We start from the raw sequence: 12468 nt of genomic DNA, 5'->3' as shown, positions 1-12468 counted from the left end.
AAAAGCAAATTTTTCCCATAAAAGAAAAATTTGCTACAACGCCTTATAAATCAAAGGGTTACGAGAAATTTAGGTACCCAAATGTCATATAGGCCCTTTTTTGACCAAATAGGCTAAAGTAAATCGGCCCTCGGTTCAAAGCCGGGGGCTTTTTCTTATATTATCAAGTAAATCATAGGAGGAAATATGCGTTCCCTTTGGCTTGGAATTCTTGTTGGCACGATGATGCTTGTCGCCTGCGGTGATGATGACAGCGATTTCGCGACCCGGTCTTCGGACGATTCGTCTTCTTCCCGTGCCAAATCCAGCAGTTCTACGAAGTCTTCGGATTCTGTCGTCGGTTGTAAGACCGAAACGGAAGACAATTGCGAATATAGCGAGTTGGCTGACGACCGCGACGGCCAGATTTACAAGACCGTTAAAATTGGCGACCAGACATGGATGGCGGAGAACCTCAACTATGAAACGGACTCTAGTTTCTGCTACAAGGACTCTGACGAGTATTGCGAAAAGTATGGTCGACTATACACATGGGATGCTGTGGTTGATGTTTGCCCCGACGGCTGGCATTTGCCTAGCAAGGCCGAATGGGAAATGTTGTTCGATGCTGTTGGTGGACGAGCGACCGCAGGCAAAATGCTCAAGTCCACATCCGGTGGCAAAGGCACGGATGCATTCGGGTTCTCGGCGCTCCCTGCTGGCTACAGGGTTAAAGGTGGGGGATATCTCTACGCGGGCGCCCACACGTTCTTCCGGAGTTCTACTGTGAGTTCTACTGAAATCAATAACGGTCCGTACAGCGCGTTCTTGGACTTCAACGCCGACTATGCTGCGGGTATGTCCAGCGACGATTACAACAACTACGGGTTCTCGGTCCGTTGCGTTAAGGACTAGTTTACTATCTTTACCGCATAAACAAGAGGTTTTATGCAGTCCTGGACTGAAATCAAGAAGATCGAGAACCCGACCGAAGAACAGCAACTCGAGGCGGTGAAACTCAACTGGTACGCCATCAGCCTTATCGAGAACCCGACTGTTGCCGCGCAGAAGGCGGCGTTTGCACAGAACGTGCAGGCGATTCTCTACATCAAGAACGGCCTTTGCGAAGATTTGAAGGTAGCGCTCAACGCCCTTGACGAGCCCGCTCTCCTTGCCGCGGTGAACGGCGACCCGAACATTCTGAAGTTCGTGACGAACCCCGACCTGCTCAAGGCCGCGGTGCGTAGCGATTGGAAAATCGTGAAGAAGATTGACAACGCGGGCGAAGACCTGTGGGCCGAGGCGGTACGCGCGAGTGCCGATGCCGTAAAGGCCGTGCCGTTCATGGGCGAAAAGATCCAGGCGGCGCTCGTGGAACGCGACTGGCATGCCCTGCAAGATATCGTGCGCCCCTCTGCCGCCATCGTGATTGCCGCGGTGAAGCAGGACTACCATGCTTTTGAGTTCGTGAGCATCAAGGACCGTACAGAGCCGGTGCAGCTTGCCGCCGTGCGTACGGACTGGCGTTGCATCCAGTACCTGCAGCGTGCATCCGAGAAGGTGCAGATGGAGGCGGTGCGCCAGACGAAGGACGCTTTCGCGCTCATCAAGAACCCGGCCGAGGCGGTCAAGGAATTCTGCAAGTAGTTTTGCGGGGCGCGCGATGGAAAACCCGCTGGTAAAAGTCGAGAACGTCTCGTTCCGCTACCCGAAATCGGGCGTGGACGCGCTTTCGGGCGTGTCGCTCGAAATCCCGCGGGGGAGTTTCTTTGCGCTGCTGGGCCCGAACGGGGCGGGGAAGACTACGCTGTTGCGCCTTCTGTGCGGGCGTTTCGCGAAATTCTCCGGAACGATTGAACTTGCTGGCGACGTGCGCGTGTCTAATACGCATTCTGGCGCGAAGGGGGCTGCAGGTTCGGGCTCGCGAGGTTCGTTCCTCGACCCGCTCGCCTGCGGTATACTGCTCGAGAATCCGGGCGTATACCCGAAACTTTCGATAAACGAGTACGTGGACTATTTCGTGGGGTTCTATGCGGCCCGCATTCCCGGGTGGAATGAGCAGGCGGCCCGCGAACGCATTGCCCGCATTGCGAAGAGCCTGGAACTCCCGCCACTCGATACCCGCATGGGCAAGCTTTCGCTCGGGAACCGCCAGAAGGTGCAGTTGCTGCGCGCGATGGCTCCTGCGCCGCGTCTTTTGATTCTGGACGAGCCGGTGGCGAATCTTGACCCGATGTCGCGCGAGACGGTGTGGAAACTCATTGCGGATTGGCGCAGGCAGGAAGGCGGTACGGCCATCGTGTGCTCGCATATTCTAGCCGAGATGGAAGAGGAGGCGACTGACTTCGCGATTATCGACCGCGGGCACGTCTTGAAGAGCGGGCGGGTCGCCGACATCGCGAGCGAAACCGCGACGTTCCGGGTGGAAGTCCGCGGTAATGCACCCGCGGGCAATTTATCCGCTGGCAAAACGCCCGTGGGCAATACTCCTGCGGACAATTCACCCGCCTTTCCGACTCCCGAAAAAATTCGCGATATTCTCGCCGCCGCCGGAATCGAAGCCGACGTGAACCGTGCCGGCACGGGACTTTCTTCTCTTTATAAAAAGACTGTCAGATAATGTGTAATGTGAAATGTGTAATTAGTAATTACTCATCTCACATCCCACATTCCACATTGCGGCTTTGCCGCATTAGAACGTCTGCGACAAGTCGAACGCAAACCTGCCCCAGGCAAAGCCTTCGGGGCTCCAGTCGCTCAGGTTCTTCTTGAATGCGTAATCCAGGCGGAATGTGAGGAACTGCCAGCGGTAACGCAGCCCGAGGCCGAGCGCTTCTTTCGCAGTTTCTTTGTACAAGTCGCGTTCGTTGTCCATCACGCGGGTCCAGTCGTAGAACTGTACAATCTGCCAGTGCCTCCAGCCCTTCCAGGGGAGCGTCCAGCGGATTTCTTCGTTTATGCGCAGGTACATCGGGGTAAGTCCCGTGTTGATGACCGTGTCAATGACCTCGTTGCCATCGTCGTCGGTACTGGTCGTGTAGCTCTCGTAACTCGCGAAGATGCTGCGGAATCGGTACCCGCGCACAGAACGTGAACCGCCCTGGTAAAACACGCGCGCATCGTCTTCAAGTGCCTTCTCGAAGAACTTGCCCACGCTCCCGCTCAGCGCTCCGTAGAATGTCCAGAACAGCGGGTGGTAGAGATTCACGGTTGCCTCGCCGTAGGTGTATGGGTTGCCTATCATGGTGAGTTTTTCGAGGTTTGCGTTCAGGTTTGTGCCCGCGCCTACGGTCGGGGCCACGCGCACGCCCTTCGTGGGGTTGAAGTAGTCGTCGGTGTAGTCGAAGGTGAGCGCTATTTCGCCCTTCACCTTGTACATGTCGGCTCCGTTCTTGCTCACGAAACGCGTATCGAGCGTCCCGCGGAATCGGATGTGGTCGGTAATGCCGAAAGTCAGGTCGCCGCGGTTAATGATTTCGTAACGCTCTTCGACGCTATCGGGGTAGGCCGGCGGGGCGGTCTTTTCGTGGTTGAAACTCAGACGGTCTTCAAGGCGGATTGCCGTGGGGATAAACGTGAAAGATGTTCCGAAGAGTAGCGGGTTTGCGTAGCCGAGTGAAATTTCCTGTTTGTTCTCTGCCAGCTGGAACGAGGTGGAAAATTCGTTGAACTTACCGAAGAAGTTTTTGTGCTTTGCATACGCGATGGCGCCGAACCCGTACATTTCTTCGTAGAACAGGCCGTAGCGCGCTTCGCCGGGTACGCGCTCGGTCACGTTCAGGTGAATGTCCGATAGCCCGTCTGTCCTCAGGGAGTCGGTAAGTTTAATTTGTGTGAATAACTGCGTAGAAAGTAATTTTGACTTGAATGTGTTGAACTGATTACCGTCAATGATTTCGCCTTGCGGGATTTTCCATAGCGACGATAGCCATGCGGTATCGGAAAGCCCCGCCTCTTGTTCTTTCTTGGACTTGTCGAGGTTTTTCTGTGCGGTACTCACCATGTTTCCCATGATGACCATTGCACCCGGGTTCACGATAATCTCGACCATGATGACTTTTTGCGTTGTGTCTATGAGTTCGCCCGGCAACACGTAGGTGTGCAGGTAGCCCGCCTTGCGGTAGGTCTGCTGGATAAACTGGATGTCTTCGGCGATGTCGTCTTGCGAAAAAATCCTTTCCTTGTCGTTCGTGCGGAGCTTGCTCATGTCAATATCGATCTTGGACGAATCGGGCACGATGATGCTTGTCCCGCCGAACCGGTAACGTTCGCCTTCGCGCAGCGAGATGACGTAAACGCGCTTGCGTTTGTTCTCGGAATCAACTTCACGCCTGATTTCCATTTTCATGCTGAGGCTGAAGAACCCTTGCGAATAGTAGAGCGCGCGAATGTTTTCGGTGGCAAGGCCCATCATAAAGTCTTGCTTTGTGGTATCAAGGTTCCCGAATTCGTCGGGAACTTCGAGTTGCTCGTTCAACTGGAAATTCGAAAACACAACGTTTCCGTCGAATTGCACCTTCCAGGGGTTCTTCTCCGTATCTTCGGCAAAGACGAATGCGATTGCAAAAAGCAGGAAGCAGATTAGTTTTTTCATTTTTGTGCCTCCTTCTCCTCGCTATCCTTGAGCGATGCGTTGGAGGATATCGTTTCGCAGTAGCCCAGGCCTAGCAGGCACGCGTTCCAGAATCGGTAACCGTAGTTGAGGCCGACGTTCTTTTCGAGTCGGTTCTCGTTAGAACTTGCTCCCGTGTTGGTGAGATACTGCTTCGAATTGAGCTGCCCGTTCAGGTAGAGCGACGGGTTGAGGTGGTTCTTGTGCGAGAACGACTTGTCCTGGAATACGGGGAGCGTGTAGGTCACGCCGAATTGCAGGGCCTGGTCATATGTCGGGTTTTCGCTCTGGTCCTGCGTGTAACCGAAGATGAACTTCATGTTCTTCACCCAGCGGTCGAGTGAAATCGGTATCTTGAAGTAGCTTGAATCCTTGTCGCTTGTGGTGTTGTTGCTGAACAGCATCACCTTCATGTCGATATCGCCGATATACTCGCCGCCGAGCGTCTTGTTGGCCGTGGTAGAAATCATCTTGCCGATAGCCTTGCCGGCAATCTTGTTCCAGTCGGTCGATTCGTCGTTGTTGTCGGCGATGCACCCGAGGATGATGTTGTAGTAGGTGGCTGCTGCGCTCGATTCAGTACCGCAGTTGCTCGTAGGCGTGGGCTGCGGGTTCGTAATCGTTCCCGTGATGTCGAAGTTGATGGGGCAGGTCTCGTTTTCCTTTTCGCCGGTGTCGTCGCAGTAGGGGAGTTCCTGCGCACTCGATACTTCGAGTACGCCGTGTTGCCACGGAACGTCCATCCACGAGATGCTGAAGGAGTTCAGTTCGAATTCGTAAAGGTCCTGCACGCCGATAAAGCCCGCATTGGAATTCGTTACGTCGCCACGCAGGAGCGGCCTGTTGGTGTTGCCGAGCACCCAGAAGTCAAACGTGAAGGGGAATGTCGCGAACGGAGTCACGATGGCGATGGAATCTCTCTGCGAGTCGTTCACGTGAACCATCAGGTTGATGGGGCTTGCGGTAGAAATCTTTGCTTCCTGCGCTTCGGTGGTACGCAACCTGGTGATGAAGTTGTTGAACATCGTGAGGATGCGGTTGAGCGAATTCGGCGTTATCTGGAACTCGAGCGCCTTGTAGTAGATCATCTTGTCGACGATGAGTTTGCCCGAAATGGATTTGTTCTGGAGTCGGTCGCCGGTGGAACGCGGTATAGTAAAGTCAAGGTTGCTCTGGGCCTGTATCTCGCCTTCGCCGAATGTTTCGTCGAAGAAGTTGTACTGGATGTAGGGGAGGCTCACCGATACCACCAGCTCGTTGTCGTTGTCTTCGAGCGAGCCCGAGACATCCTTCACCATTATGGAATGCTGCCCGGACTTGAGGCTGAACTGGTCGGAACTGATGTTGAAGCGTTCAAGCTTCATGCTGTCGAGGCTGTATGCCGCGGTAACGTTGATGGTTTCGCCTTCGTTGTTGCGGGTCGAAAATTCGGTAATTTCGGCAATCCCGTTTTCGAGGTGCCCCCTCACGCGGAACGGGACAAGCCTGCTCATCTTGGGAGGCTGGTAGAACGTGGAATCCGAGGTAATCTCTGCGGTTATGCCCTTGATACCTTCCTTGAGCTTTGCGGAAACGTCTATCTGCAGGTCGGTGCGCTTGATTTCTGTTGTGGTGCCCGGGATAAACCATGCGCCCGATACATTCGCCTTGCCCGTGAATGTGTACAGCGAGTCTATGATGCCCTCGACGGCGACGTCGCCGCCGTTGTCGGTGCTGTGGCTTACGCTCACGTGGCGCTTGTTGCTGAACACGTTGTCGACGATAACCTGCGAGGAACCCGCCCATCCGCCGTTGCCGATGTTCACGTACGAATTGAGTTCTACCTTGTCGCCCTCGGCGAAAAGGTTCACCTTGTCTACCTTGAGTATGGTGTGTGCAATCTTCTTGAATTCAAGCTGCGTGAAGTCGATGTTGCCGAGCAGGCCCTTGCCTTCTTCGTACGCGATGTCGCCGCTCATGAATCCGTTGGCAAGAGTCGTGTCGTTGAGCGGTTCCAGTAGCACCGGAATACTGAAGTCCTTTGCCGACGCCCACGCGTGAATCACCTGTATGGGCAGGAACGCTGTTGGCTTGAATTCCGGGTTGGAGTCGTTCGGAAGGATAAACGCCGCTTCTGCTTCCACCATGTTCTTGTCTTGCATGGCCTGGAACCTGTCGATGAAGATGGAGTCCCCGCTCTGCCTTGCTTTCACGTGTGCGCGGATTTCGAACGGGTCGTAGTTTCCTTCGGCAAACACGTCAATCGAGCCCACGTTGTCGGTGAAGTTTTGCCGCCAGTGTCCGGATACGGTGCCGTAGATGTCGTTGCTTATCTTTAGCTTTGCGAACGGGATGGTGTTGATGTCCACGCTGTCGGCCTGCACCTCGATGGTGATGGAGTCGGTCCACGCGATGTACGCGTAGGCATGCCCGCCTTCGCGCTGCGTCACGTCCCAGGAGGTGTGCGGGTCTTCGTGATTCCACATCACGTCGCCGAAGAAGTCAAACGTTTCCTTTTCGCCGTAGATGATGCCGTTGCTGAACTGGATGCCGTTCCTGTTGAGGTCGAGCTCCACTTCGAGCGAATCGGCCTTCATCTGGTAGGCGAAGTCCACGTTCGGGATTTTCGCCTTCGCGTGTAGCACCCCGTTCTGGAAGTTGCCGTCGATGGTAAAGCGGTTGCGGAGCGTGAGGTTTCCGAAGTTCCAGTCCAGCGCCCAAGGTTCGTACGGCGAGAAGTCTCCCTCGAACGTGACGAGCAGTTTGTCGCCCAGGTTAACGACCGCGTCGATTGTGGAACCCTGGCGCGTTTCGATGCTCACGTCTATGCGGTCGCCTTCCTTGTGCGCGGAATGGATTTTCATGTCGAGCGGCATCATGTGCGGGCCGAATATGGAACTCATGTACTCGACGTACCCGCTAATATCGCCGTCGAGATTCTTGTCCATGTCGCCCTCGAGCATAATGTGCCCGCCCTCGTCGTTGTACAGGTCTACGTGCACGTGGTAGCGCTCGTCGTCGCCCTTCAGGTTTATCTTCGCGTTGCTTGCCATCAGGGGCCAGAACTCGCCGACCCTCGTCTGCAGGTTCAGGTTGTACTTGGGTTTGCGCGTCTTCGGGTCGAAGCTCACGTCGCCGTTCACCTTGATTGCCCCGATGGTCGGTACCGCGGGCGGAATTTCCACGGGTATCCAGTCCTCGGGCTTCTTCACTTCCATGTCCACGTGGGTCTTGACTGCCGCCATGTTGTTCTTCGGCGCCTTCACGTCGAGCTTTATGGCATCCTTGCCGGCCTTGACCTTGCCCTTCACGGCCACGTTCTCGCCTGCGAAATCCGCGCGGATATCGATGCTCGCCGTTTCTGCAAGGTAGTCGCCCTGGATGCTGTCGAGCTTTATGCTTGCCGCCTGCATACCCTCGCTCTTGATGGAGAGGTCCGTTGCCTGCCAGTGCTTTGCGTCTTCGCTCCCTTCGTTTATATCCACGGAAATCTTCCCGACGCTCGCCTCTACGGGCAGGTAGAACTTGGCCCTTTCCGGGAAGGCGATTTCCCCTATCGGGTCCTTTTTCTTGTCGGTGCCGTTTGTGTCGGGGCTCGTCTTGATGCTTGCGGCAAATTCGCCGAGCGAAACTTTGCCTCCCTTGCCTTCGCCCAGGATGGTAATGTCGAGGTTAAAGTCCTTTACGGTGTAGACGTTGTCGCCCTGCTTTACGGTCACGGAATCCCAGGAATGGGTGAGCGGGCCCCCGAGCGTGTACCCGTGGGGGGTGACTTCCACGTCGCCGTAGGTGTGCGGGTTCGACAAGTAGGTAATTACGGCAATACGCGTAAACCAGGCGCCCAGGGCAAGAACGCCAACAACGACCGTCACAATGGCGGCGGTCAAAGCAAATGTCGAAGTACCTATCTTCAACGTGCATAATTATAGAAAACATATTATATGTCGCGGTCCGGAATATGCCAGAAATGGGTGCATAACTCGTTGATGCTCAAAGAGTTGCGTGTACAAGGAGGATTTTGGGTGCCTCTGGGTGTGTGGTTTTTGGTGCGTTCTTTCACCTATGACATACAAATTATGCGATGGATATCACATATTTTCGTTAACAAATATTACAAAACGGTTGTTTAAAAATTACGGAAAGATTTAAGTAAGTATTTTGTAGTCGGATTTTTTGGCCTGATTGCTAAGTTATGCGCCGTCCAAAACATTTTCTCCTATCCAGGGAAGGAAACTCATGAGGCTCGACAAGGCGAAATCGACCGTATGCCTGTTGGCCATCGCAACGCTGAATACTTTGTCCGTTGCGGGCGGCCTGAACACCAACACCAACCAGTCCGTGCTTTTCCAGCGCAGCGTGGCCCGCGACGCGAGCACCGACGTGGATGCCCCGTACGCGAACCCCTCGGGTACGGCGTTTATGGAAGACGGCCTGTACATTTCGGCAAACAACCAGACGTTCTGGCAGAGCCGCGAGACGACTGTCGAGAAGTCCCCGATATTCAAGGACGGCACGAACTTCAAGGGCAAGGCGTTCGTGCCTTCGCTTCCGAGCGTGCTGGTGACCTGGCACCACGGCAACTTTGCGCTTTCGGGCCACATGGGCGTTATTGGCGGTGGCGGCAGAGTGAACTTCGATGACGGTATCCCGAGCTTCTACGCACTTACTTACGCCCCGCTCAAGCAGATGGAGGCGGCACTCGCCGAGAAGGGGCTTATGACCACGAACAGCTCCATCGATGTTTCGCTCGAGGCGAGCTCGTACATCTTTGGCGCGACTCTCGGTGCCGCCTACGAGTTCAACAAGATGTTCTCGGTGTATGCGGGTGCACGCTTCAACTATGCGATGAACAGCTACGACGGCTCGGTCGCAAACCTCCGGCTGAATTCCGTTATCCCGGGCGTTAATCCCGAGGGCAAGATGGTGGAGGCGTCCACGCTTGCAGAAACATTCGCGACACTTGCGGAAAGCGCCAAGACTCAAGAAGAAAAGGTGCAGTACGCGACGCTCGCGGGCACGTTCGAGACTCTTGACGACAAGATGACGATGGACTTGGAACTGGACCAGACGGGCTTTGGCATTACCCCGATTGTCGGTCTCGGTTTTAAGTACAAACGACTTACTTTGGGTGCAAAGTTCGAGTACAACACCTCCATCGAGATGGAAAACGACACCAAGAAGAACGATACCCCGCTCGAACAGTTTAATGACGGCAAAAAAGACCACAACGACATTCCTTCGTTCCTTGCAATCGGTATAAACTATTCCCTGCTCGATAACCTGCGCCTTGCCTTCGGGTACCACCACTGGTTTGACAGCAAGGCCGATTTCAGCGGCGATCTCGAGGACTACGTGGACGATACGAACGAGTTCCTCTACGGTGTGGAAGTGGACTTCCTTACGCGCTTCACCATAAGCGGTGGTGTGCAGGTGACCCGCTTCGGCATCAAGGATGGCTACATCAGTGACATGAACATCAATATTTCCTCGACGAGTTTCGGGTTCGGGCTTGCCTACCGCATTACGGACTGGATGCGCATGAACCTGAGCTACTTCCACACGCTCTACCAGGATTACGACGAGCAGGTGGAATACGGGATAGACGTGTACAACCGCGACAGCCGTGGTTTTGGCGTGGGTCTCGATTTCAGGATTTAACGTAAAAATTCCTTTGTGAATGCTCTCGGGCCGCCCTTCGGGGTGGCCTTTTCTGTTCGGCGTGGGTCTGATTTTTATGAATTGTTTATATTTACGGGGACAAAATATCCAAGAGGATTTGATGAATAGAAAGATTCTTGTTCTGGGTGCCCTTTGTGGCCTTGCCCTTGTAGGGTGCAACGGTTTCGGTTCTGGTGAGGGCAAGTTTGCCCAGGTAGATAACGAGACCGTCTATAATACAGATATTGATTTTGCGGTAATGACTTCCGCTACCGGGCGTGCCGATTACGACAACATTGTAAAGGGCGTGCTCACGAGGTCTGCCGTTGTTTCTAAGGCCCTGCAGGAATACCCCGAACTCGGGAAAAACTGGGAATCCTATTCCAAGAACATGGATGACCGCCTGCTCACGCTCGTGTACCAGCGCTTCTATTCCATGGAAAAGCTCACGTATTCCGATGCCGACCTGAAGGCGTTCTTCGATGCGCATAAGGCCGATTTTGCCGATTCTACGGGCAAGGTCGAGTTTATCGATGTGCGCGGGAAGGTGGCCGATCGCCTGCTGCTCGAACGCGAGGCCGAAAAGCTCAAGGAATCGGGTGGCGACACCGCGGCGTTTATCGGCGGCTTCAAGCAGGAGATGGTGCGCAATACCATCAAGACGGTGAAGGAGAAGTTCCCGGTTAAGGTCGAGAAGATTGTGCCGCCCGACCCGCAGGGCTACTACGAGAAGCACAAGGAAGAATTCAAGACTGCACCTGCATTTGAAGTCTATCACGTGCAGATGGAAGATTCCGCCGCGCTTGCCAAGCTGTTCAAGAAGCCCGTGGACCTCGAGAAGTTCAAGGCGATTGCCGCAAAGAAGAGCCTAAACAAGGAAACCGCCGCAAATGGCGGCTACGTGGGCGTGGTGAAGGAAGGCTACGCCCTCCCGTACGGGATTGGGATTATCAACGGCCTTGCCGAAGCGTTTACGGGCAAGCCCGAAGGTACGCTGTCGCCGGTGCTGGGTTCGACCCGCACTCCCGGCCGTCATGTGTTCTATCTTGTTCGTGAAATTCCGCCGGAGGTCAAGCCCTACGACCGCGCGAAGGCTGACGTGGAAAACCACATGCTGGGGGCGGGATACCTGGAGCTCCCTCCGGATTACGTGCTTATCTCGAAGAACGGCGCCCCGCTTGTTACCGAGAAGCAAATCCTGCAGATATTCGAAGAAGAACCCGGCATGCCGAAGACGAACAATATGCGCGAACGTATTATCCGTAGCCTTGCGGAATGCGCGTCCTTTGCCGACGAGGCTCGTGCGATTGGCCTGGATTCCTCCTGGGAATACCGCGCGCTGGTGCGCCAGACCCGCGACAACTACATCATTTCGCACTACGACGAGATGGCGCAGGCCAAGAACGCTTTGCCCGAGGATTCCCTCAAGGCGTATTTCGAAAAGAACGGCAACCCGGTGCGCCCGAGGCTATCGTACGAGGAATCGAAGACCGACCTGGTTGACTACATCCGCTTCCCCGAGAACGTGCTGAAGCGCGACTACTACTTCAACTACGTCATCAATGCGAAGCGCACGATGGACGAAACCCGCAAGCAGGTGTTCTCGAACCGCATCGGCGTGCTCCGCAAGGCGCGCAAGGAACGCGTAGAGGCCGAAATCTGGGCCAACGCGAAGGTGAAGGTGTTCAAGGAAGGCGTTTCGGTCGAGCAGCCTGCCGCCGGTGCTGCTGCCATGCAGGCTACGGCCGATTCCCTCTACAAGGCCCGCAGTTACGAAGCCGCCGTCGAGCAGTGGAAGAAGGTCCGCGACTTCTATCCCGATAACGACACGCTGTTTGCGAAGGCTACGCTCCAGATTGCCCAGATTCAGTCCGAGGCGGAACAGTATTCCTTCTCCGAGGCGGAATACAACGTGTTCTACAAGATGTGGCCCGATAGCCCGGATGCCGAGAAGGCCATGTTCAGCCGCGGGTTCATCTTGAACGAGAACTTGCACAAGGATACGCTCGCCCTGCAGGTCCTGGAGGAATTCCAGGCCAAGTACCCCAACAGCGAAATGGGGAAGGACGTGAACTGGCTTATCGAGAACATCAAGTCCGGCGGAAAACTCGCCGAAGACCTGATGAAGAAGATTGAATCTGAGGAGTAAATTCTGAATTCAGAATTCGGAATTCGGAATTCGGAGTGAATTACTTCGGCTGCGTCCGCAATGACGTTTATAATTCTGAAATCTGAATTCC

7 protein-coding genes are annotated in these 12468 nt (G+C 54.8%); 5 read left to right on the top strand and 2 right to left on the bottom strand.

All coding sequences use genetic code 11. From position 1 onward, the window contains the following. Positions 1–186: 186 nt before the first annotated feature. From BUA44_RS09025 to BUA44_RS09015, 3 genes are read left to right on the top strand one after another with little or no spacing between them, the layout of a single operon-like run. Positions 187–894, top strand: coding sequence for a fibrobacter succinogenes major paralogous domain-containing protein (locus tag BUA44_RS09025; protein ID WP_083579552.1), 708 nt, complete (start codon positions 187–189; stop codon positions 892–894). 33 nt (positions 895–927) lie between these two features. Next, on the top strand, positions 928–1626 hold the full coding sequence (locus BUA44_RS09020; protein WP_072811026.1) for a hypothetical protein: 699 nt from the start codon (positions 928–930) through the stop codon (positions 1624–1626). 16 nt (positions 1627–1642) lie between these two features. Then, entirely contained in the window at positions 1643–2599 is a 957-nt protein-coding gene (locus BUA44_RS09015) for an ABC transporter ATP-binding protein (RefSeq protein WP_255370505.1), read from the top strand. 72 nt (positions 2600–2671) lie between these two features. Here the strand turns inward: BUA44_RS09015 and BUA44_RS09010 are convergent, their stop codons facing one another. Then, a complete protein-coding gene (locus BUA44_RS09010; protein ID WP_072811023.1) occupies positions 2672–4573 on the bottom strand; it encodes a BamA/TamA family outer membrane protein in 1902 nt (633 codons plus the stop codon). Next, complete coding sequence (locus BUA44_RS09005; RefSeq protein ID WP_143151929.1) at positions 4570–8484, bottom strand: hypothetical protein; 3915 nt, start codon at positions 8482–8484, stop codon at positions 4570–4572. The genes BUA44_RS09010 and BUA44_RS09005 overlap by 4 nt, the downstream gene beginning before the upstream one ends. A 322-nt stretch (positions 8485–8806) precedes the next feature. On the opposite strand from BUA44_RS09005, the gene BUA44_RS09000 reads away from it, so the two are divergent. Together BUA44_RS09000 and BUA44_RS08995 are read left to right on the top strand one after the other, a co-directional pair. Continuing rightward, the gene (locus BUA44_RS09000; RefSeq protein WP_072811018.1) at positions 8807–10228 is read left to right on the top strand and encodes a hypothetical protein; all 1422 of its coding nucleotides are present in this window, start codon (positions 8807–8809) and stop codon (positions 10226–10228) included. 121 nt (positions 10229–10349) lie between these two features. Next, entirely contained in the window at positions 10350–12377 is a 2028-nt protein-coding gene (locus BUA44_RS08995) for a peptidyl-prolyl cis-trans isomerase (RefSeq protein WP_072811017.1), read from the top strand. Positions 12378–12468 lie beyond the last annotated feature (91 nt).

It is taken from the genome of Fibrobacter sp. UWR3 (assembly GCF_900143055.1).
Lineage (GTDB): Bacteria > Fibrobacterota > Fibrobacteria > Fibrobacterales > Fibrobacteraceae > Fibrobacter.
This window is presented reverse-complemented; position numbering and strand designations above follow the sequence as displayed.

Coding starts and splice junctions, on each gene's coding strand:
- BUA44_RS09020 (WP_072811026.1), top strand. CDS start 928: ATGCAGTCCTGGACTGAAATCAAGAAGATCGAGAACCCGACCGAAGAA.
- BUA44_RS09025 (WP_083579552.1), top strand. CDS start 187: ATGCGTTCCCTTTGGCTTGGAATTCTTGTTGGCACGATGATGCTTGTC.
- BUA44_RS08995 (WP_072811017.1), top strand. CDS start 10,350: ATGAATAGAAAGATTCTTGTTCTGGGTGCCCTTTGTGGCCTTGCCCTT.
- BUA44_RS09010 (WP_072811023.1), bottom strand. CDS start 4,573: ATGAAAAAACTAATCTGCTTCCTGCTTTTTGCAATCGCATTCGTCTTT.
- BUA44_RS09015 (WP_255370505.1), top strand. CDS start 1,643: ATGGAAAACCCGCTGGTAAAAGTCGAGAACGTCTCGTTCCGCTACCCG.
- BUA44_RS09000 (WP_072811018.1), top strand. CDS start 8,807: ATGAGGCTCGACAAGGCGAAATCGACCGTATGCCTGTTGGCCATCGCA.